Annotated in this window: 21 protein-coding genes and 2 pseudogenes; 22 read left to right on the plus strand and 1 reads right to left on the minus strand. The window is 54.8% G+C overall.

Annotated elements, in window-relative coordinates; translation table 11 throughout:
- Nucleotides 1-4: 4 nt before the first annotated feature.
- The 14 genes from P156_RS0101080 (at nt 5) to P156_RS0101145 (ending at nt 13,475) form a co-directional block, all read left to right on the plus strand.
- Complete coding sequence (locus tag P156_RS0101080) at nt 5-1,081, plus strand: histidinol-phosphate transaminase (RefSeq protein ID WP_027868567.1); 1,077 nt, start codon at nt 5-7, stop codon at nt 1,079-1,081.
- Nucleotides 1,078-1,596, plus strand: coding sequence for a hypothetical protein (locus P156_RS0101085; protein WP_027868568.1), 519 nt, complete (start codon nt 1,078-1,080; stop codon nt 1,594-1,596). Before P156_RS0101080 ends, P156_RS0101085 begins: the two co-directional genes overlap by 4 nt.
- A 3-nt stretch (nt 1,597-1,599) precedes the next feature.
- A complete protein-coding gene (locus P156_RS0101090; RefSeq protein WP_027868569.1) occupies nt 1,600-2,262 on the plus strand; it encodes a CYTH domain-containing protein in 663 nt (220 codons plus the stop codon).
- Nucleotides 2,263-2,420: 158 nt separating this feature from the next.
- Complete coding sequence (gene tig / locus P156_RS0101095) at nt 2,421-3,767, plus strand: trigger factor (protein WP_027868570.1); 1,347 nt, start codon at nt 2,421-2,423, stop codon at nt 3,765-3,767.
- Between the two features lie 119 nt (nt 3,768-3,886).
- Nucleotides 3,887-4,474, plus strand: coding sequence for an ATP-dependent Clp endopeptidase proteolytic subunit ClpP (clpP, locus tag P156_RS0101100; protein WP_027868571.1), 588 nt, complete (start codon nt 3,887-3,889; stop codon nt 4,472-4,474).
- Nucleotides 4,475-4,477: 3 nt separating this feature from the next.
- A complete protein-coding gene (gene clpX / locus P156_RS0101105; RefSeq protein ID WP_027868572.1) occupies nt 4,478-5,728 on the plus strand; it encodes an ATP-dependent Clp protease ATP-binding subunit ClpX in 1,251 nt (416 codons plus the stop codon).
- 40 nt (nt 5,729-5,768) lie between these two features.
- A complete protein-coding gene (gene lon, locus P156_RS0101110) occupies nt 5,769-8,168 on the plus strand; it encodes an endopeptidase La (RefSeq protein ID WP_242838678.1) in 2,400 nt (799 codons plus the stop codon).
- Between the two features lie 7 nt (nt 8,169-8,175).
- A complete protein-coding gene (gene yihA, locus P156_RS0101115; protein WP_027868574.1) occupies nt 8,176-8,763 on the plus strand; it encodes a ribosome biogenesis GTP-binding protein YihA/YsxC in 588 nt (195 codons plus the stop codon).
- A gap of 4 nt (nt 8,764-8,767) precedes the next feature.
- The gene (locus tag P156_RS0101120) at nt 8,768-9,112 is read left to right on the plus strand and encodes a hypothetical protein (protein ID WP_027868575.1); all 345 of its coding nucleotides are present in this window, start codon (nt 8,768-8,770) and stop codon (nt 9,110-9,112) included.
- A gap of 3 nt (nt 9,113-9,115) precedes the next feature.
- On the plus strand, nt 9,116-9,655 hold the full coding sequence (gene hpt / locus P156_RS0101125) for a hypoxanthine phosphoribosyltransferase (RefSeq protein ID WP_034802013.1): 540 nt from the start codon (nt 9,116-9,118) through the stop codon (nt 9,653-9,655).
- Between the two features lie 102 nt (nt 9,656-9,757).
- A complete protein-coding gene (gene pduL / locus P156_RS0101130) occupies nt 9,758-10,333 on the plus strand; it encodes a phosphate propanoyltransferase (protein ID WP_027868577.1) in 576 nt (191 codons plus the stop codon).
- A 68-nt stretch (nt 10,334-10,401) separates the two neighbouring features.
- The gene (locus tag P156_RS11055; protein ID WP_051600479.1) at nt 10,402-11,202 is read left to right on the plus strand and encodes a PHP domain-containing protein; all 801 of its coding nucleotides are present in this window, start codon (nt 10,402-10,404) and stop codon (nt 11,200-11,202) included.
- Nucleotides 11,203-11,238: 36 nt separating this feature from the next.
- Nucleotides 11,239-11,802, plus strand: a complete 564-nt coding sequence (locus P156_RS0101140) for a glycerol-3-phosphate responsive antiterminator (protein WP_027868578.1) — start codon at nt 11,239-11,241, stop codon at nt 11,800-11,802.
- Between the two features lie 17 nt (nt 11,803-11,819).
- Nucleotides 11,820-13,475 (plus strand): MBL fold metallo-hydrolase RNA specificity domain-containing protein, encoded by a 1,656-nt coding sequence (locus P156_RS0101145; protein WP_027868579.1) that lies wholly within the window; start codon nt 11,820-11,822, stop codon nt 13,473-13,475.
- Nucleotides 13,476-13,501: 26 nt separating this feature from the next.
- Here the strand turns inward: P156_RS0101145 and P156_RS0101150 are convergent, their stop codons facing one another.
- Nucleotides 13,502-14,299: a hypothetical protein gene (locus P156_RS0101150; protein WP_027868580.1), complete on the minus strand. Its 798-nt coding sequence runs from the start codon at nt 14,297-14,299 to the stop codon at nt 13,502-13,504.
- 213 nt (nt 14,300-14,512) lie between these two features.
- On the opposite strand from P156_RS0101150, the gene P156_RS0101155 reads away from it, so the two are divergent.
- The 8 genes and pseudogenes from P156_RS0101155 to P156_RS13035 all read left to right on the plus strand — a co-directional run.
- Nucleotides 14,513-14,917 (plus strand): hypothetical protein, encoded by a 405-nt coding sequence (locus P156_RS0101155; RefSeq protein WP_027868581.1) that lies wholly within the window; start codon nt 14,513-14,515, stop codon nt 14,915-14,917.
- A gap of 12 nt (nt 14,918-14,929) precedes the next feature.
- Nucleotides 14,930-15,925 carry a DUF5688 family protein gene (locus P156_RS0101160; protein ID WP_027868582.1) on the plus strand — a complete coding sequence of 332 codons (996 nt, stop codon included), beginning with the start codon at nt 14,930-14,932 and terminating at the stop codon, nt 15,923-15,925.
- A gap of 112 nt (nt 15,926-16,037) precedes the next feature.
- A complete protein-coding gene (gene lgt / locus P156_RS0101165) occupies nt 16,038-16,793 on the plus strand; it encodes a prolipoprotein diacylglyceryl transferase (protein WP_027868583.1) in 756 nt (251 codons plus the stop codon).
- A complete protein-coding gene (locus P156_RS0101170; protein WP_027868584.1) occupies nt 16,790-17,416 on the plus strand; it encodes a peptidylprolyl isomerase in 627 nt (208 codons plus the stop codon). The genes lgt and P156_RS0101170 overlap by 4 nt, the downstream gene beginning before the upstream one ends.
- A gap of 43 nt (nt 17,417-17,459) precedes the next feature.
- Nucleotides 17,460-18,533, plus strand: coding sequence for a butyrate kinase (gene buk / locus P156_RS0101175; RefSeq protein ID WP_027868585.1), 1,074 nt, complete (start codon nt 17,460-17,462; stop codon nt 18,531-18,533).
- A gap of 269 nt (nt 18,534-18,802) precedes the next feature.
- Nucleotides 18,803-19,315 carry an MBL fold metallo-hydrolase gene (locus P156_RS12605; protein ID WP_207638239.1) on the plus strand — a complete coding sequence of 171 codons (513 nt, stop codon included), beginning with the start codon at nt 18,803-18,805 and terminating at the stop codon, nt 19,313-19,315.
- Nucleotides 19,316-19,328: 13 nt separating this feature from the next.
- Nucleotides 19,329-19,397, plus strand: a pseudogene (locus tag P156_RS13700) (rubredoxin); the annotation flags it as partial.
- A 26-nt stretch (nt 19,398-19,423) separates the two neighbouring features.
- Nucleotides 19,424-19,861: pseudogene (locus P156_RS13035) on the plus strand (low molecular weight protein-tyrosine-phosphatase); the annotation flags it as partial.
- Nucleotides 19,862-20,398 lie beyond the last annotated feature (537 nt).

A 20,398-nucleotide genomic window follows, 5' to 3' on the forward strand; every position in this document is an offset into this window, starting at 1 on the left:
AATCATGGGAGCAGGAAAGATTTACGATTTCACAGGCGTGAGCCCAGAGGGAATGCCCCCGGAGGTTCGATGCGCGATTCGGGAGGCTGCGGATCACAGCGATATGCTCCCGGAGGATTTGGAAGAAAGACTGGGAGAGGCACTCTCCCGGTCTCTCCATATTCCTGCGGAGCACATCTGTGTAAGTGGGGGGACGGCGAGCATGGTGTACAGGATCATCTTCGCTTTTCGTCCCCGGCGTGCGCTGGTGGTCGTACCCACATGGACGCTCTATGAGAAGGCGCTGAAACAATATGGGTGTGAAGTAACAGAGTATGTGCTTTCGGAATCTGGCGGGTTCCAACCGGACGACTCTCTGCGGAGCATGATATGGGAGCATTCGTATGACATGATTTTTCTGGCCAATCCGTCGGATCCGACCGGGACTTTGATGACCAGAGAGTTGCTGGCGGATCTTCTCTACACCTGTCAGAAGACCGGGACCCGAGTGGTGCTCGATGAGTGTCTTATGGACATGGTCATGGACCAGGAGAAGTTCTCGCTGCTCCCTTCGGCGGTCGGGATGAACGATGTATTCGTTCTCAAGTCATTCAGTGCTTCTTATGCTATGGCAGGGATCAGGCTGGGCTATGCCATCTGTGGAAACACAGAGGATGCTTTTTGCCTGCGGGATAGAACGGGAGACCGCAGTCTTTCGGTACCTGCCTTCTGCGCGGGAATCGCCGCGCTTGGAAGCACGGAGATCTCCGACAGCACGCGGGTCTATATCGCCATGGAGAGGGAGCGGATCACCGCTGGTCTGCTGGCGGCAGGGCTGCGTGTATATCCTTCCCGGGCTTCGTTCCTGATGCTGCGAAGTCCATGGGATCTGAGGCTCTATCTGGATGGATTTGGGATCCGTCTGAAGGAGGTCACCGGGATCCCCGGACTTTCTGCTCTGTCAGGTTATTTCTATAGAGTGGGGGTTCGCAGCCGGGAGGAAAACCAGTATCTGGTGGATTGTCTGACGCACGCCGCACGGGAGCTGGACAGGATCGCCCCCGCAGCGGAGGGAAAGCATAGAGGAAAGGAGCAAGAGTGAACAACGCATACAAGGTTCTCAGAATACTGAAATGGGCCTGTTTCCCGCTGGGTTGGATCATGTATATGGCCACCGAAGGGGTCCTGGGCGAGACGCTCCAGATCGCACTGGCCACGGCGGCTACTGTGTCTTTCTGGATGATCGTCCGAAGAGAAGAGACCAGACAGATGGAGAAGAGCATCGCTGATGTGATCCTGGAGGCGGTCAGCGGCAATTACCACCTGGGCAATGCCGTAGAGGTCAAGCGGATCCGAAGCGGCGCAGTGGCCCGTGTCTACGTGTTCGGCGACGAGGAGCGACTGAACCCTATCCTGGAAGGGATGAAACGGATCATCGGCGCGGAATTGAGTCAGCGGGGACTGAGCAGCCGTGTCTGGGTCCTGCAGCTGACGGCTGTTTCCGGAAAGGAAGAGATCCCGGCGCGCAGAGAACTTCTGAACGAGGTGATGTTCAAGGATCTTGAGGCCATACAGAAGCACCGGGAACGTTCGGGCGACAGTGACGGAAGGGAGTAGAGCATGGAAGTTGAACTGAAATACCTGATCGATGACCGGAGGAAGGTGCCGGAGATCTTTCGGGAACAGGCGGTAGTCACGCGCGCAGAGGGGCGTGAGGTGCGAAAGATCCCCATGCACGCAGTGTATTACGATACCAGGGAGCACGCGTTGACCAAGCAACACATCGCCTTCCGTGTGCGCAAGGAAGGTGATCAGCAGGTAGCCACTGTCAAGTGGGGTGGCGGCAGTGAGCATGGGATGCACCGCAGAGGGGAGAAGAACATCCCCATGCCGGCCGATGGGAGCACGCCGGACATGGCCCTCCTGAAGGGAGATGATATCTGGGAGATGATTGGCCCGATTGTGGAGGAGCATGCGCTGATCCCTTTGATGACCATGGATTTCATGCGCTTGGAAGTAGAGCTGCGGGAAGGAGAGACCCGCTGTATGCTGTCTGCTGACCTGGGGGAGATCATCGTGGGTGCCAACAAGTCCACCATCCCGGGCTTCAGCGAGGAGACCATCGAAGGCGTGAACCAGGCGATCATCCAGGAGATGGAGATCGAACTGATCTGTGGAGAAGAGAAGATCCTGAGACAGATCGGAGAGGAGATAGCAGGCAAATTTGACCTGAGACCCTGCGATATTAGCAAGTTTCAGAGGGGATTTGCCCTCATAAGGTGAGTTTTTTACCTTATAAACCAAAAAAACTGTGTTGAAACGGTGAAATTGATAGTATTTATGTTTACTTTGACCGCAAATGAGTGTATAATAATGTGGCTCATGTGCGGTTTTCTATTGCCGCAGTAAGAGGGATTGCAATATTAGGAGGATATATACTGATGAAAACAACACTTGTCTCAAAGGAAAATAACGAAGCTAAGTTTGCTATGGAGTTCACCGCGGAGGAGTTTGACGCGGCTGTCGATGCTGCCTACAAGAAGAGCCGCGGGGAGTTCCGGATCAACGGTTTCAGAAAAGGAAAGGCTCCCAGGAGCATCATCGAGAAGCACTACGGTGAGGGGATCTTCTTTGAAGATGCCATCAACAACATGTTCAGAGATCACTATGTAGGCGCTATCGAGGAATTGGGACTTGATGTGATAGATAGCCCGGATGCGGATTTCAGCGAGATCGGACACGGCAAGCCGATGACCATGACCATGACCGTCAAGCTCTTCCCGATCGTAGACGTGAAGGACTACATGGGCGTTGAGGTGGACCAGTATGAGTCCGTCGTCATGGATTCTGAGATCGACAACCATCTGGAGTCTCTCCAGAAGAGAAACGCCCGTATGGTTTCTGTTGACAGAGAGGCGCAGAACGATGACACCGTGATTCTGGATTATGCCGGTTTTGTCGGTGAAGAGCAGTTCGAGGGCGGCACCGCTGAGAGACAGGAACTGAAACTGGGTTCCGGTTCCTTCATCCCCGGATTTGAGGAGCAGCTTGTCGGCGCCAAGGCCGGAGACAAGGTGGACGTGAAGGTCACTTTCCCGGAGGAGTACCACGCTGCTGATCTGGCGGGCAAGGACGCCGTGTTCCACTGTGAGATCCACGAGGTCAAGGAAGAACAGCTGCCGGAACTGGACGATGATTTCGCCATGGACGTCAGTGAGTATGACACTCTGGAAGAACTGAAAGAGAAGACAAGAGAAGACATCCTGAAGACCAAGGACGAGACCTCTGTCAATGCAGCCAAGGATGCGCTGGTCAACAAGGTCACCGAGGCGAACGACGTGGAAGTACCCGCCACGCTGGTCGAGGAAGAGATCGATAACATGGCCAACGAGCTGGACCAGAATATGAGAATGCAGGGACTGTCCTTCGAGCAGTATCTGCAGTTCACAGGCAAGGATATGGCTGGCTTCCGTGAGGACGTGAGAGAGGATGCAGAGAAGAGAGCAGCGACCAGAATCGTCCTGCGTTCCATCGCAGCCGCTGAGAACATGGAGGTTACCGAGGAAGATATCGACGCTGAAATGCAGAAGCTGGCAGATGCCTATGGCATGGAGCTGGACAACGTGAAGAGTGCGCTGGCTGGTAGCATGGAGATGTTCAAGAAGGACATCCTGACCACCAAGGTCATCGATATGCTGTATGACAATGCCAAGATCAGCAAGGTATCAGCGCTTGCTCCGGAGACCGAGGAGGTCGAGAAGCCGGAAGAGGCAGCAGAGGAAGAGTAAGTAAACGTGATTGATCAAGAGGAAGGCAGGCATCGTCTGTCCCCACAGGATCTATTACAAGACAGACAGGTCCGGGTATGATCGATTCATGCCCGGCAATTTTTTAAGGGAGGGTTAGTATGGCATTAGTGCCTTATGTAATTGAACAGACTGGCATGGGGGAGCGTTCCTATGACATTTTCTCCAGATTGTTGAAGGACAGGATCATCATCCTGGGAGAGGAGATCAACGACCAGGTGGCGAGTCTGGTGACCGCGCAGCTTCTGTTTCTGGAGGCGGAGGATCCCGATAAGGATATCAGTATCTATATTAACAGCCCCGGTGGATCGGTGACGGCCGGTATGGCGATCTACGATACCATGAACTACATCAAACCAGACGTTTCCACCATCTGTGTCGGCATGGCTGCCAGCATGGGCGCCTTCCTGCTTTCCGCAGGGGCCAAGGGGAAACGTTACGCGCTTCCCAATGCGGAGATCATGATCCATCAACCTCTTGGCGGTACCAGAGGGCAGGCATCGGATATCGCGATCCATGCTGCCTGGCTGGCCAAAACCAAGGAGAAATTGAACAGGCTGCTGAGTGAGCATACCGGGCAGGACCTGAGCGTCATAGAGAAAGATACAGACAGAGATAATTTCATGGGAGCAGAGGAAGCACGGGAGTATGGACTCATCGATACGGTCATCGCTTCCAGACAGGGGTAAACAATGGCAGACAACAGATATTACGAAGAAAATGAGCTTTGTTGCTCGTTCTGTGGAAAACCGCAGAGCCAGGTGCGAAAGCTGATCGCAGGACCGAACTCGGACATATTCATCTGTGATGAATGCGTGGAGCTCTTCGGGAATCTGCTGGTTCAGGCAGACTATCCCCAGGAGAGCCTGCCATGCAAGAGCTCCGGCGGACTAAAGAAGCCTGCTGAGATCTATGACACGCTGTCTGATTACGTGATCGGGCAGGATCGTGCCAAGAAAGCGCTGGCTGTGGCGGTCTACAACCATTATAAGAGAATCAATAATTTGGGGAAGGCAGAACGTGACGAGGTAGAACTCCAGAAGAGTAATATCGTCATGATTGGGCCCACCGGTTCCGGAAAGACCCTGCTGGCCCAGACGCTTGCAAAGATCCTGCGGGTTCCCTTTGCCATCGCCGATGCGACGGCGTTGACAGAGGCGGGCTATGTCGGTGAGGACGTGGAGAACATCCTGCTTCGGCTCTTGCAGGCGGCGGATTTTGACGTAGAGAAGGCCCAGAGAGGCATCATCTACGTGGACGAGATCGACAAGATCTCCCGGCGCAGCGAGAACCCGTCCATCACCAGAGATGTCAGCGGAGAGGGCGTTCAGCAGGCACTCCTGAAGATCCTGGAGGGCACTGTTGCCAACGTACCGCCCCAAGGCGGCCGCAAGCACCCCCATCAGGAGTTTATCCAGATCGATACCAGCAACATCCTCTTCATCTGCGGAGGCGCGTTTGACGGATTGGAAAAGATCATCAAGAAGCGGCTGGGCAACAAGGTCATCGGCTTCAACTCCGATGTGAAGATCTCGGCGGAGGAGGAGCATAACCTGCTGTCCAAGATCGAGCCAGAGGACCTGCTGAAGTTCGGTCTGATCCCGGAGTTCATCGGAAGACTGCCGGTGATCGTTTCCCTGGACGAGCTGGACGAGGAGGCGCTAGTGCGCATCCTGAAGGAACCCAAGAACTCTTTGGTGAAGCAATACACCAAACTGTTCGACATCGACGATGTAGAGCTGGAGATCCAGGAGGAGGCGGTGAAGGCCATCGCCCACCTGGCGCTGGAAAGAAAGACAGGGGCCAGGGGACTTCGGAGCATATTCGAGAAGGCAATGCTGGACATCATGTACGAGATCCCTTCCAGAGATGACATCCAGAAGTGCATCGTGACGCGGGAGACCATCGTAGATGGGCAAAAGCCCGAACTGGTGCTGAAATAGCGGGCACCTTACATACAGAGAACATCAAAAGGAGTAATCTATGAGCAAAAACATGCAGACGGATGATAGGATATTTGATGTGGAAGAACCGAAAACCATGTTCGCCGCAGAGTCGGAAATGGAGTCGGAACTGGAAATCCTTCCCTGCGTCGCGCTGCGGGGGGTATCCATCTTTCCGAACACAGTAGTTCACTTTGATATCGGCAGAGAGAAATCCATTCGCGCGTTGGAACGTGCTATGAGCGGCAACAAGCTCATGTACGTGGCGACCCAGGTGGACGATAACATCCTGATCCCTACCGTGGATGACATGTACAAGGTAGGTGCCGTGGTCCGGGTCAAGCAGATGCTGAAGATCCAGGGAGACGCGGTCCGCGTGCTGGTAGAGGGTATCTGCCGGGCCACCATTCAGGAGGCGCTGCCGGAGACCAGTTACATTTCGGGAGTGATCCACAGGTTCGAGGAGAATGTGACCGAAGAGAGTATGACAGTGGAGGACAAAGCCACTCTTCGGCTGATCATGGACGCATTTGTGGAGTATGCCGCACTGACCACCCAGATCAGCGATGAGGTAGTTGACAAGATCCTTGCCATCAAGGAGCCGCTGGTGCTGGTGGACAAGCTGGCCAGCGAGATGGTGGTCACCGCCGACCGGAAACAGAAGGTACTGGAGGAACTTGATTTCTCCGCCAGACTGAAGATCCTTCTGAACATGGTGGTCGAGGAGAACGAGATCGCCGTCATGGAGAGGGAGCTTTCCAAGAAGGTAAAAGACAACATCGACAACGGACAGCGGGAGTACTACCTGCGTGAGAAGATGAAGGCGATCCAGACAGAGCTGGGCGTCGAGGAAGATGCCGGCGTGGAAGCTGCCGAGTGGATGGACAAGCTGGACGAGCTGAAGCTGGACAAGAAGGTAGACGAGAAGATCCGCAAGGAGATCAGCAAGTTTGCCAAGATGATGCCTTCTTCTGCAGAGAGTTCTGTCATCCGCAATTATGTGGAGACCATTCTGGAACTTCCCTGGCGGAAAGCCTCCAGGGTGAACACCAACCTGAAGAAGGCGGAGAAGATCCTGGACGAGGATCACTACGGTATGAAAAAAGTCAAGGAGAGAGTGCTGGAGTATCTGGCTGTCGTGCACCTGTCCAAGGCGATCAAGGGACCGATCCTCTGCCTGGTCGGGCCTCCGGGTGTAGGAAAAACCTCCATTGCCAGGTCTATCGCCAGAGCTACCGGAAGAGAGTTCATCCGTATGTCCCTGGGCGGTGTACGGGATGAGGCCGAGATCCGCGGGCACAGACGCACCTACATCGGAGCGATCCCCGGAAGAGTGATCAACGGGATCAAGGACGTAGGTACCAACAATCCGCTCTTCCTCTTCGATGAAGTGGACAAGATCGGTGCGGACTTCAAGGGAGACCCCGCCTCCGCACTGCTGGAGGTACTGGATCCAGAGCAGAACAACACCTTTACGGATCATTTCCTTGAGATCCCCTTTGACCTGTCCAAGGTGATGTTCATCACCACAGCTAATACCACGGACACCATTCCGCGGCCGCTGTTGGACAGAATGGAGATCATCGAGGTGCCGGGCTATACAGAGGAAGACAAGCTTAGGATCGCGCAGCAGTACCTGATTCCAAAACAGGTGAAGGAGAACGGCCTGAAGAAAGACAATATTCGCATCTCGGAGAACGCACTGCGGGATCTGATCAACTATTACACCAGAGAATCCGGTGTTCGTAATCTGGAGAGAGAGATCGGCAGTCTGTGCCGGAAGGTAGCCCGGAAGGTGGTGAACGAGCGAAACAAGAGCTGCAGCATCACCCCCAGAAACCTGGAGAAATACCTGGGCAAGCATACCTTCCACTACGATGTGGTAGAGGATACCGATCCCATCGGTGTTACCACAGGGCTGGCATGGACCATCGTAGGAGGCGACACGCTGAAGATCGAGTCCGCTATGGTACCCGGAAACGGCAAGCTGGCTCTCACCGGACAGCTGGGCGATGTGATGCAGGAATCGGCCAAGGTAGGCGTGAGCTATATCCGCACGGTAGCGGAGAAGTACAGTTTACCAGAGGACTTCCACAAGAATTTCGATCTTTACATCCACATACCGGAAGGGGCGGTTCCCAAGGATGGACCCTCTGCAGGTGTCACCATGTGCACCGCTGTGGTATCGGCGCTCACTCAGTCCCCGGTACACAGAGATGTGGCAATGACCGGAGAGATCACCCTGCGCGGAAAGGTCCTGCCGGTAGGCGGCATCCGGGAGAAAGTGCTGGCCGCCCACAGAGCCGGGATCAAGAAGGTCCTGCTCCCCAGAGACAACGGCAAGGATCTGGAGGATGTTCCGGCAGTCGTCAGGAAAGAGATGGAGTTCGTTCTCATTGACTGCGTGGACGACGCGCTGGATGAGGCGCTCATCAGATAGGAGTAGCATGAAAATCAAGAAATCAGAGATCGTGGCGGTAGCCGTCAAACCCGCCCAGTATCCGCCGGATGATATGGTGGAGATTGCCTTTGCGGGGCGCTCCAACGTAGGGAAATCCTCCCTGCTGAACCTGCTCACCGGACGGAAGAAACTGGCCAAGGTGTCGGGTTCCCCTGGAAAGACCAGAACCATCAATTTCTACCTGATCAACGATGCCTTTCGCATCGTTGATCTCCCTGGCTACGGGTACGCCAAGGTCTCCAAGTCCATGTCCGCAGACTGGGGTCCGATGATGGATAAGTACCTGCAGGGCAGACAGGGGCTGCGGAAGGTGGTCCAACTGGTAGATGTACGGCATGAGCCCTCCAAACAGGACCTGCAGATGTACGAGTATCTCCGTCACTACGGGCTGGACGGGATCGTAGTAGCCACCAAGGCGGACAAGCTGTCGAAGAACCAATTGAACAGGAATATCGCCATGATCCGAAAGTCACTGAAGCTGGGACCAGAGGATGTGGTGATCCCGGTATCTGCTCTGAAGAAGACGGGGCAGGAGGAACTGCTGACCGTCATCCAAGAGATCCTGGAGGATTGAGGTTATGAATTTTATCGGTTTGCGCGTGCTGTTCAACAGACTCAAGGTCATCCCGCATTTCCTGCGGGACAAGACGGTGCCACTTCGCAAGAAGATCCTGGTGGTTGCCTGCGCGATCTATATCCTGGTGCCCTTTGACTTTGTGCCCGTCTTCCCCTTTGACGACCTGGTTTTGTTCCTCTTCGTGATCATTCACCTGAGGGACGAACTGGACGTTTACTGGAAGGGCGAGAAAAAAGAAGATTTGTCAAAAAAATTTAGTGACAAAGATATAGTGGATGGTGTAGAATTTACTGTAGAGGACGATGCGTCCGCATCCCACCCTGAGGAAGATCATAGAGAGGACTAGAACATGGCAGAGAAAGATATCAAGGGTAAGATCCTTTACACAGACAAGGACATCCAGAAGAAGGCGAAGGAGCTGGGGAAGCAGATCACCAAGGACTATGCCGGAGAGGAAGTGATCCTCCTTGGCACATTGAAGGGCGCGATCATGTGGATGGCTGAGCTCATGAAGTACATTGATCTGGACACCAAGATCGATTTTGTGGCAGCCTCCAGCTATGGTTCCGGCACCACCACCTCCGGTGTGGTGACCATCACCAAGGATATCGACATGGATATCTACAATCGGAACATCATCATCGTTGAGGATATCGTAGATACCGGTGTGACGCTGAGTTATCTGAAGAAATACCTGGAGGATCGGAATCCCAAGGATGTTAAGATCTGCACCATGCTGGACAAGCCATCCAGACGCAGAGTGGATCTGAAGCCGGACTACATCGGCTATGAGGTGGAAGACCTGTTCATCATCGGGTACGGGCTGGATTATGATCAGAGATACAGAAACCTCCCGTACATTAGTTACCTGGAGCCAGGCGATCTATAGACAGAAGTGCCGGTCTCCCGTCGGGGAGGCTGTGTTGTGCTGTCTGTAAATAGGGGCACATCCCCCATATATATTATTTTATGAAAAGAGAGGTATAGAATCATGGGCTACAAACTGGAGTGCAACGCTTCCAACAAACACATTCATCTCGACCAGGAGGATCTGGATACACTGTTCGGAAAGGGCTACGAGCTGACCGTCAAGAAGAATCTGGTACAGCCGGGACAGTTCGCTTCCGAGGAGAGAGTCGACATCGTCGGACCCAAGACCACATTCAAGGGTGTCCGCGTGCTGGGACCGGTGAGGCCGGATACGCAGCTTGAGCTTTCTCTGACCGACTGCAGACAGATCGGCATCCAGGCTCCGATCAGAGAGTCGGGCGATGTGGCCGGTTCCCCGGGATGCAAGATCATCGGACCTAAGGGTGAAGTCGACTTGGAGTACGGTGTGATCGTTGCCAAGAGACACGCCCACTTCAGACCTGATCAGGCAGAGGAAGCCGGCGTCAAGAACGGCGACCTGATCAAGATCAAGATCGAGACTGAGGAGAGAACCACCATCTACGACGACGTCGTATGTAGAGTGAAGGACAGCTATGTGGCAGAGGTCCATGTGGATACCGACGAGGCGAACGCGGCAGCCATGGGCGGCGGATGCATCTGTGAGATCGTTGAGTAAGAGATATTGACGAGAGATGGGATAGGCCCTGGCCTATCCCTGCTTTGTTTATCAGGAGGACAGAAGGTATGGGACTTAAGATGGATCTGCACATGCATTCTACCTTTTCGGATGGTACGATGCGTCCGGTAGATCTTGTCAAGAAATATCACGCGGAGGAGTACAGCCTGATCGCGCTGACAGACCATGACGGTATCGGCGGAGTCAAGGAAGCGCAGATCGCAGGTGAGGCGCTGGGGGTGCAGGTGATTTCGGGGATCGAGCTCTCAACCCTGTTCGAGGGCCGCACCAAACTGCATATCCTCGGCTACTATATCGACATCGAGAACAAAGCCCTGAACGAGAAACTGGAGAAGATCCTGGCTGCCAGGGTCGAGCGGAACCAGAAGCTCCTGAAGGTCTTTCAGGATAAGGGCATTGACATAACCTACGAGGATCTGCTTCAGAGACCGGGGCAGACCTATGTGGGAAAACCGAATTTTGCGTTGGCCTTCCAGAAGATGGGCCTGGTAGAGAAACCGGCAGATGCCTTCCAGAGCAAGGACTTATTGGGTTCACCGGAGGCAGAGGCGGTACGGAAGGAACCCTTTGATTCCATAGAAGCGGTCAAGTTGCTTCGGGAAGCCGGCGGGATCCCGTCCCTGGCACACCCGTTGAAGATCAAGGGGATCGGGGAACCGGATTCAGAGGAGTTCTACGAGAACCTGGATGGGATCCTCCGTGCCCTCAAGAAGGCGGGACTGAAGGGGCTGGAGTGCTTCCATCCCTCGGCGACACATGAACAGGGGATCAGGCTCGTGAAATTCGCGGAGAAATACCACTTGCATGTGACAGAAGGTTCGGACTATCATGGACCGGAATTTGAGTGAGTAAGTTGTCAGTTACGCAGAAAGGAGATAGGGAGAATGGCGGAACTCGAATTTATGGGAAACAAGATCGCTGCAGCGATCCGAACAGAGAGGGACTTCAGCAAGGCGCTGCGGTCCAAGGTGGACATGATCTTTCTGCTCCACACCAATATCATGACACTGCAACCTTCCATCCGGGAGATTCATGCGGCTGGAAAGAAGGCTTTTGTGCACGTAGACTTCGCGGAGGGGCTCGGCAAGGACAAAGCCGGACTGCAGTATCTGAAACGCCTGGGCGTTGACGGAATCTGCACCACCCGTACCAATCTGGTGCGCATCGCAAAGGACCTGGGTCTGGTGACCGTGCAGCGGTTCTTCATGGTAGACTCCCACTCGGTGGGAACATCCCTGGATTCCATCCGCATTGCCAAGCCGGATATCGTGGAGATCATGCCGGCCATCGTCACCAAGAAGATCGCTGAGTTTTCGAATCTTGTGGATGTGCCTTTGATCGCGGGCGGTCTGGCTGAGACAGAGGAAGAGGTGAAGGCAGCCATCGAGGCCGGTGCCAACGTGGTATCCACGGGGGAGACCGATCTATGGTCGCTGGAGCTTCAGTAAGCAGCAGGAGGTAGCATATGAGGATAATGTTTTGCGGAGCAACGACAGGCGTGACCGGCTCCTGTCACCTGCTCATGACGGAGAATCACAACGTACTGCTAGACTGTGGGCAGTTCCAGGGAGGCAAGGCACAGGAGAGATTGAATTTTGATCCATTTCCCTTCGACCCGGCGGAAGTGGAATGCATGATCCTGAGCCACGCGCACATCGATCACTGCGGCAGGATCCCGCTTCTGGTCAAGCGGGGCTTTCGGGGGAAGATCTACTGCACAGATGCCACGGCAGACCTGTTGGAGGTCATGCTCCTGGACAGTGCGCACATCCATGAGCAGGATGCCATGTGGCAGACCAAGCGCAATCTTCGCGCAGGCAAGGAGCCGGTGGATCCTCTCTACACCACCGAGGACGCCAAGCGCTCTCTGGAATACGTGAAGCCCATCCTCTATGATCAGCAGATCGAACTGAACGAGGACATGAAGATCGTCTTCAACGATGCCGGCCACATCCTTGGCTCCGCCATCACAGAACTGTGGGTAAAGGAAAATGGCAAGGAGAGCAAGATCGTCTTCTCGGGAGATCTGGGTGTCATGGATCGTCCGATCCTGAGAGACCCGACTATCATCAAGAAAGCCGATTGCGTCATCATGGAGACCACCTACGGAAACCGCAACCATCCGGACAACTCCACCAGCATCGATCAACTGATGGAGATCATCCTGAAGACTACCAAGCGCGGTGGCACTGTGGTGATCCCAGCCTTTGCTGTGGGCAGGACACAGGAACTGATCTATGAGCTGAATCGCTTCTACGAGGAGACAAGCCCAGAATACAGGAAGGAACTTAGCAATATCAACGTGTTCGTAGACAGTCCCATGGCGACCACCGCCACGGAGGTATTCCGCAACAACGCGCAGGTGTTCGATGAGGAGACCAAGGCCTACATCCTGAAAGGCGACAACCCTCTGGACTTCAAGAACCTTAAGTTCACCAGGAGCACGGAGGAGTCTCAGCAGCTGAACTTCGACACCTCGCCCAAGATCATCATTTCCGCCAGCGGCATGTGCGAAGCCGGCCGGATCCGCCACCACCTGAAGCATAACCTGTGGGATGCTCGCAACAGCATTGTGTTTGTGGGATACCAGGGGGAGGGCACCATGGGCCGTATGCTGCTTGACGGTGCCAAGGACGTGACCCTGTTCGGCGAGGAAGTCCACGTGGCTGCGGAGATCTATAACCTGCAGGGATTCTCTGGACACGCGGATCAGAACGGACTGCTGGCGTGGCTGGGAGGTTTCCAGATCCCGCCAAAACAGATCTTCCTGGTCCATGGAGAGGAACAGTCCAAGTGGGACTTCGCCAAGATCGTTAACGAAAAACTGGGATACAGCCCCATCGTGGTGCTGGGCAATTCCGAGTTTGAACTGGACATGGAAGAGGTCTCTGTTGTGAACATGGAGGAAGCTGTGGCCGCAGGCGCCCAGGATGAGGACGTGACCAAGGTCCGCCTGAAGATCGCCGAGATCCGGGAGGAACTGGCCAACATCCTCAGCAACGCAGACATGGCTATGGAGAAGAAGATGTCCGAGGAGAAACTGACGCGGATCAACAACGTGGTCCAGGAACTGGAGAAGGCCACCATCGGTCTGGGAACGGCAGTGAACCACAGAGAATAGGAAAAGGGGCCGAGAGCCCCTTTTCTTCAAAGGTCGATTTCGATCTCCATATCCGGAGAAATCGAAACGGTACTATCTATGTAGACGGCATGCACATGGCCGTCTTTTTTTGTGACCGTAGTGGTGAGGGTGCCCGCCGGCATCTGGATGTGATCTGTGTATTCTCCATCCGTGAACCTCTCTGTGCAGGCGATGGCAACGGCTGTTGCCCCGGATCCGCAGCTTCCCTCCAGATAAGTGGAATCCACATCTCGCACGTAAACATAGGGCGTGGTGGAGTGTTTACTGTCATCTACGAACATGACGCCGAAGGCCGGCGGATCGTCTCTGGTGTAGAAGTCTTCCCGGATCCTGTCGAACAAAGCCCTGTCAGCCGCTGCGTCATGGAGCACCAGATGCACGATGCCGTCCAGATCGACCAGGGTCCCACCCTCTGTCTCTGGAATAGCCGTATCGGTATAAGATGTCACAGAGACAGGAAGAGGCATACGGATCCTCGCATAGTTGCTGCTGGTATCCACATCCACCTCTGCAGGTTCCTCCATGCCGCTGACATTGACCTGTATGTGGGCAGATCCCTGGATCCCCTGCTTGCGGGCCGAGAGGAGAGCAAAGGTCCGGGAGGCGTTTCCGCAGAACTCCATGCCGCACATGCACATGGTGACTGAATCCTCCACAAAAGCCACCTGTTCTGCAGCCAGTTCCCGGTGGGCCAGCAGCTGGGTGGCTACCTGCTGGTACTGCTCCCGGGGAAACCTGTCATATACGAAGATGGTGATGTTTCCGGCAGGATCGGCAACACATATACGGATCGTTTTCTTCATGACTTGTGCCTCCCTTCGCTTAGGTTTTTTCTTATTTTATCATAATATGCCGGGAATGAACAGCCACAAACCTCGCAGGTCATAAACGAGAAATGCGCGTCATATAACATAAATGCTCCTTAATTTAACGTAAACATAACCAACAGATTGACTTTCTGGCACATTGATGGGATATTGGTATCCCGGATATCAAAAAGGAAAGGAGGATTGGTCATGAGGGAATGGCAACAAACCAGACAAAGAGAATATGTGATGCCGGATGCCGTGTATTACCAGTCGATTTGGGCGGTGAGAGACCTGAAGAGGATGGAACACAGGCTGGATGAACTGGAGGCAGAACCGAGGGATGAGGTATCCCGATCATTTTACGTTAGCGACGGAAAGCGCCCCTATCAGGGTGATAGCACAACCGAGCGGAGCGCGATTGAGAAGGTGATACTGGAATCCAGGGTGAGAGCCATCAGAGAGGCACTCAGTGTGGTTCCGGAGAATTACCGGGAGGCAGTGTTGCTGAACGTGGCAGAGAAGAAATCGAATTATGGGTACACCACCAAGATCTGGAAACTGTGGAAACAGAGGTTTCTGTTTCAGGTAGCGAAAAACCTGTCATTGATGTAGGAGGGAAGAGACATGAAAAACACCAGATATGTGATCAGAAAGGGAACGCGGAGGCTACAGGAGGCGAGAGAAGGATGTGACACCAGAGCGTACGAGGAATTCAAGAAGATGGTCATCGAGAAGATCCGGGAGTTCCTGCCTGAAAAATACCGGGAGTACGAGATCTCCATTGAGCAGGTCCCCAAGAATAACTGTATGCGGGACAGTCTCAGGATAGCGAATCCTATGATCCCTGAGGCGAGTCCGAACGTGTATGTGGATGAGCTGTATTCCATGTACAGGGACGGCACGCCACTGGAGGATGTGCTGCAGTCCGGCGCAGCGATCTTCAGCTATGGCATGGATTACGCCAGATCCATGAGCGATCTTTCCGTAAGGGCCTGTGAACGAGAGGACAATATCATCGCCCAGGTGATCAACACGGAGCGGAACCTGGAGATGCTCCAGAGCGTGCCCCACACCGATTATCTGGATCTCTCGGTGATATATCGCCACTATATCGCTCTCCCGGACGGGACCTTCAATCTGGCGACGGTGGACGATAGCGAACTGGAGAAGATGGATCTGTCTGTGGAGGGGCTCCACAAACTGGCGCTGGAGAACACCAAACGTCTCATGCCGCTCAAGCGGGAGCACCTGGGGGAGGGGGTCTACCTGCTCACCAACAAGAAACATCTGCTGGGAGCCAACGTCCTGCTATTCAAAAGCCAGCTGCGGTGGGTCGCCCGACGGTGCAAGTCAGACCTGTTCCTGGCGGCTTCCTCCATTCATGAGGTGATGGTACTCCCCGTGAACGAGGCAAGGCTGTCATTCCTTCGGGAGACAGTGAGAGATGCGAATCGCAATCTGGTGGAACCGGGCGACGTGCTGTCAGACACGGTCTATCGGTTCGACCGAGAAAGGGACCTGCTCCTGCCTGCATGGGAAGAGCCGGGGGAGCAGAAGATCTGGGATGAAGAGGCATCGGCGGAGGGTCAGGTTTCCAATCCGGTCTTGCAGATGAGCTGAAGATCTGCAGACAGCCTGGGGCGTGTCATGGGACGCGCCCCTTGTTTTTTCTGGATAATGATGGTATATTTAGAGACAGAGCCAAAACTTGGATTAGAATAGGAGAAGAAGAATGAGCTCACCTGGCGCAGTGGCCTTTTCGGTATTTGGAATCGATGTGATGTGGTACGGGATCCTGATCGGAATCGGGTTTGCTCTGGCTGTCATGCTTTGTTACAGGAGGGCGCCCTTGCACGGGATCGAGTCGGATCGGATCCTGGATCTTGCACTGTGGCTGATCCCTCTCTCGGTGGTGGGAGCCAGAGCCTACTACGTGCTTTTCAATTGGAACATGTACAGAGGCAGTCTGGCCGAGATCCTGAATATCCGCGGGGGAGGGCTAGCCATCCACGGAGGGATTATCGCCGGCATCATTACGGCGTATGTATTTGCCAGGCGGAAGCATATCTCGTTTCCGGAACTGGCAGATCTGATCCTGCCGTCGGTAGCGCTGGCTCAATCCATCGGAAGATGGGGGAACTTCTTCAACTCCGAGGCGCACGGGACGGTGACGGATCTTCCCTGGGCGATCGTGGTGAATGGCCAGCATGTCCATCCCACCTTCCTATATGAGTCGATTTGGTGCTTTCTGCTGTTTCTGTTCCTCCTTTGGATGGACAGGCGGAGGAAGTTCCCTGGGCAGATCGCCCTTCTGTACGGCATGCTGTATTCCCTGGAACGTTTCTGGGTGGAAGGGCTGCGTACGGACAGTCTGATGATCGGCACGTTCCGGCAGGCACAGGTGCTGAGCACGGCAGTGTTTCTGCTTTGTCTGGCGGGCTACCTGTGGCTTTCGAGAAAACATCACACGGAGGAAGAGACAAGATGAAGAGACTACTGATCGCAATCGTATCCCTGCTTATGATCTTTGCCGTGACGGCATGTAGCAGCGATACAGGAGACAGCAACGAGGCTGGAGGCGAGGCAGAGAGCAAGGCCGCTGCCGTACAGGGCATTGGCACCCATCATGCGGAGATCGAGATCCAGGACTACGGAACGGTGAGTCTGGAACTGGATGGAGATACGGCGCCCATCACCGTACAGAATTTTCTGGATCTGGCGAAGGCTGGATTCTATGACGGGCTGACATTCCATCGGATCATAGACGGGTTCATGATCCAGGGAGGTGATCCCAATGGCGATGGGACCGGAGGCTCGGAGAAGACTATCAAGGGAGAGTTTTCCTCCAACGGGGTGGAGAACGGGATCTCTCACAAGAAAGGCGTGATCTCCATGGCCAGAGCGCAGGATCCGGACAGCGCCAGCTCCCAGTTTTTCATCATGGTGGAGGATTCCCCCTTCCTGGATGGGGACTACGCTGCCTTTGGACATGTCACCAAGGGACAGGAGATCGTGGACAAGATCGCGAAAGACGCCAAACCCACCGATGACAACGGCACGATCGAGAAGGCGCAGCAGCCGGTGATCAAGACGGTCCGGATCGTCGACTGAGAAAAGAACATACAGCAGAATCACGGAGAAAGGACGAGAGACTATGAGCAAAAGAGTATTTGTCATCAATCCCGGGTCTACATCGACCAAGATCGCGGTGTACGACGGGGAGGAGGCTTTGTTCCAGGAGACGATCCGCCACAGCGCAGAGGAGTTGTCTGTATTCCCGCAGATCAGCGACCAGGAGGAGTTCCGCAGAAACTGCATCCTCGAGACGCTTTCCAGGCACGAGATCTCGATGGAGTCGTTGGACGCGGTGGTCTGTAGAGGGGGCCTGATCGCGCCGCTGCCGGGTGGGACCTTTGGCATCAATGAGCAGATGATCGCGGACTGCGAGGCCGGTGTCTCTGGACACCACGCGTGCAATCTGGGGGCACCGATCGGGAAGCGGATCGCCGAGGAGGCTGGGATCCCTGCGTTCATCGTGGATGCTCCGGTGGTGGATGAGATGCTCCCAATCGCGAAGTATACGGGAAGTCCTCTGGTGAGAAGGACAAGCATCTTCCACGCCCTGAACGCCAAGGCCATGGGACGGGACTACGCGGCAGAGATCGGCCGCAGGTACGAGGATCTGAATCTCATCGTCTGCCACATGGGTGGTGGGATCACCATCAGTGCCCACCGGAAGGGCAAGGTGATCGATACGACCAACGGAGCCACCGGTGAAGGGCCCATCACCCCGGAGCGGGTGGGGATGCTGCCCACCTCCGAGGTGATCCGGCTTTGTTTCAGCGGTGAATACTCCCAGGAGGAACTGGAGAAGCATATGATGGGCACGGGCGGACTCATCGCTTATACAGGCTCCAGCAACGTCCACGATCTCATCGAGCAGGCCGATGCCGGGGACAAAGCCGTCGCAGAGGTGCTGGAGGCAGGGGTCTACACCATTGCCAAGGCGATCGGCAGCATGGCCACGGTCCTCTGCGGAGAGGTGGACCAGATCATCCTGACGGGAGGCATCGCCAACAACGAGCGGATCTGCGAGGCCATCAAGGAGCGGACCGACTGGATCGCCGGTGTGAGCGTCCTGCCCGGAGAGGATGAGATGCTGGCACTGGCGAAAGGAGCGTGCAGAGTGCTGGACGGGGAGGAAGAGGTCCAGGTGTACGCAGGGTAATTAGAAGTTGAGAGATTATTCTGTTTTTCTCTCGAATTGAGAGATGGGAGTGATTTTCTGAATTGAATGTTTTGCCTCCGTCTTTATAATAAGAATTGTAATTGCGCACAACAAGAACGTGCACAACAATGTAGATCAAAAGACGGAGGTATCTGTAATGGAAAAATGGGATCGAGAATTATCTGATCGAGCAGCTGGGAGACTGATGAACAACGGAAGAGGCTGACACATGTTCGCAGGTGTCAGCCTTTTGTGTGAAGGTGACAAACATGAAGACAATTAGTAAATACGAGAGCCTTCGACTGGAAAACCAGCGGTGCTTTCCCCTCTACGCCTGCGCGAAGGAGGTAATACGTCAGTACAGAAAACCTCTGGCAGAACTGAACCTTAAAGACGGGTTCTATACGCAGCCGATGGCCTTTGGCGGCGAAGAAGGACTGGACAGGTTTGACAAGAATATCAGATATCGCGGAAGCCTTCAGAACTATCTGATCGACGCAGGGGAGGAAGTGATCCTCGTAGATAACGGCCTTCCTGCGGGCACTCCGGAAGAGGTTCCGGATGAGGACAGTATCGCGTTTACCGGCAAGGATATCTGCAGTTACATGGAAGCCTTCGCTGCTCTGGGGTATAAGCCGGAACAGGTAACCAGGATCCTGCTCACCCACAGACACAGTGACCACTCGGGTGAGATCAGGTCATTTCCGAACTCACCTACGTGGACGAAGCTTTGTATGAGAACAAGCTGTCTGTGGATATGTTTACGATCCGTCCGAGCATGATGGCGTCGCGTTCGAAGACCTGCCGGATGACTGGAAGTGCCCGAGATGCAGGCAGGGGAAAGAACAATTCAACAAAGCATAATTATAACTGACCACAGGAGAGAGGGAATGATAAGAGTATTATTTGTGTGCCACGGCAACATCTGCAGAAGCCCGATGGCGGAGTTTATCATGAAGGATATGGTACGGAAGCGGGGCCTGGCAGAAGGCTTTGTGATCGACTCTGCGGCAACCAGTCGGGAGGAGATCGGAAACCCGGTTTATCCACCGGCGCGTCGCAAACTGGGGGAGCACGGGATCGCCTGCGATGGACACCATGCGCGGCAGATGACCAGAGCCGACTACGACCGCTACGACAGCATCGTCTGCATGGACCGGGCCAACATCCGAAACGCCACCAGGATCGCGGGCGGTGACCCTGCAGGAAAGATCACGCTGCTTCTGGACCATACCCGGAGAGCTGGGCAGGACGTGGCAGACCCCTGGTACACGGGGGATTTTGATGCCACCTGGCGGGACGTGACAGAAGGATGCGAGGCGCTTTTGGCAGAATACACGGGAGCACGGGAGGAAACTGACGGGCTTCCGATCTATGAGTACGGATGCTCCAGTGCCCGAAATGTACTCATCCAGATGGTGGACGATCACGATCTTTCGGTGATCGAGAGCGAGGTCGCGATGCTGCAGGCGCTTTCGGGGGAGGATTTTTGCCTGAAGGCGGTAAAGGTCCGCGGCTGGAACGACGACCTGTCTCCATGGGAAGCGCCGGCGGTGTTCGGGAAGGAAGGCTTTGGCGGCGGAGCGGGGGACACGCTTTCGCAGATTCTCCCTCTGACCGAGGACCGCACAAAGTCTTACTACATCGGCGGTTATTCCCTGGCGGGCTTGTTTGCCCTGTGGGCAGCCAGCCAAACGGATCGATTCCAGGGGGTGGCCGCGGCTTCCCCCTCTGTCTGGTTTCCTGGAATCGTGGAGCACCTGCGGGAGCATCCAGTCCAGACGGAGGCCGTCTGTCTGAGCCTGGGTGACAAGGAGGAAAAGACCAGAAACAAGGTCATGGCCCGAGTGGGGGATAGTATCCGT

The organism is Eubacterium sp. AB3007 (assembly GCF_000688015.1).
GTDB lineage: Bacteria > Bacillota > Clostridia > Peptostreptococcales > Anaerovoracaceae > Aminicella.

Coding starts and splice junctions, on each gene's coding strand:
- P156_RS0101080 (WP_027868567.1), top strand. CDS start 5: ATGGGAGCAGGAAAGATTTACGATTTCACAGGCGTGAGCCCAGAGGGA.
- P156_RS0101090 (WP_027868569.1), top strand. CDS start 1,600: ATGGAAGTTGAACTGAAATACCTGATCGATGACCGGAGGAAGGTGCCG.
- tig (WP_027868570.1), top strand. CDS start 2,421: ATGAAAACAACACTTGTCTCAAAGGAAAATAACGAAGCTAAGTTTGCT.
- clpP (WP_027868571.1), top strand. CDS start 3,887: ATGGCATTAGTGCCTTATGTAATTGAACAGACTGGCATGGGGGAGCGT.
- clpX (WP_027868572.1), top strand. CDS start 4,478: ATGGCAGACAACAGATATTACGAAGAAAATGAGCTTTGTTGCTCGTTC.
- lon (WP_242838678.1), top strand. CDS start 5,769: ATGAGCAAAAACATGCAGACGGATGATAGGATATTTGATGTGGAAGAA.
- yihA (WP_027868574.1), top strand. CDS start 8,176: ATGAAAATCAAGAAATCAGAGATCGTGGCGGTAGCCGTCAAACCCGCC.
- P156_RS0101120 (WP_027868575.1), top strand. CDS start 8,768: ATGAATTTTATCGGTTTGCGCGTGCTGTTCAACAGACTCAAGGTCATC.
- hpt (WP_034802013.1), top strand. CDS start 9,116: ATGGCAGAGAAAGATATCAAGGGTAAGATCCTTTACACAGACAAGGAC.
- pduL (WP_027868577.1), top strand. CDS start 9,758: ATGGGCTACAAACTGGAGTGCAACGCTTCCAACAAACACATTCATCTC.
- P156_RS11055 (WP_051600479.1), top strand. CDS start 10,402: ATGGGACTTAAGATGGATCTGCACATGCATTCTACCTTTTCGGATGGT.
- P156_RS0101140 (WP_027868578.1), top strand. CDS start 11,239: ATGGCGGAACTCGAATTTATGGGAAACAAGATCGCTGCAGCGATCCGA.
- P156_RS0101145 (WP_027868579.1), top strand. CDS start 11,820: ATGAGGATAATGTTTTGCGGAGCAACGACAGGCGTGACCGGCTCCTGT.
- P156_RS0101150 (WP_027868580.1), bottom strand. CDS start 14,299: ATGAAGAAAACGATCCGTATATGTGTTGCCGATCCTGCCGGAAACATC.
- P156_RS0101155 (WP_027868581.1), top strand. CDS start 14,513: ATGAGGGAATGGCAACAAACCAGACAAAGAGAATATGTGATGCCGGAT.
- P156_RS0101160 (WP_027868582.1), top strand. CDS start 14,930: ATGAAAAACACCAGATATGTGATCAGAAAGGGAACGCGGAGGCTACAG.
- lgt (WP_027868583.1), top strand. CDS start 16,038: ATGAGCTCACCTGGCGCAGTGGCCTTTTCGGTATTTGGAATCGATGTG.
- P156_RS0101170 (WP_027868584.1), top strand. CDS start 16,790: ATGAAGAGACTACTGATCGCAATCGTATCCCTGCTTATGATCTTTGCC.
- buk (WP_027868585.1), top strand. CDS start 17,460: ATGAGCAAAAGAGTATTTGTCATCAATCCCGGGTCTACATCGACCAAG.
- P156_RS12605 (WP_207638239.1), top strand. CDS start 18,803: ATGAAGACAATTAGTAAATACGAGAGCCTTCGACTGGAAAACCAGCGG.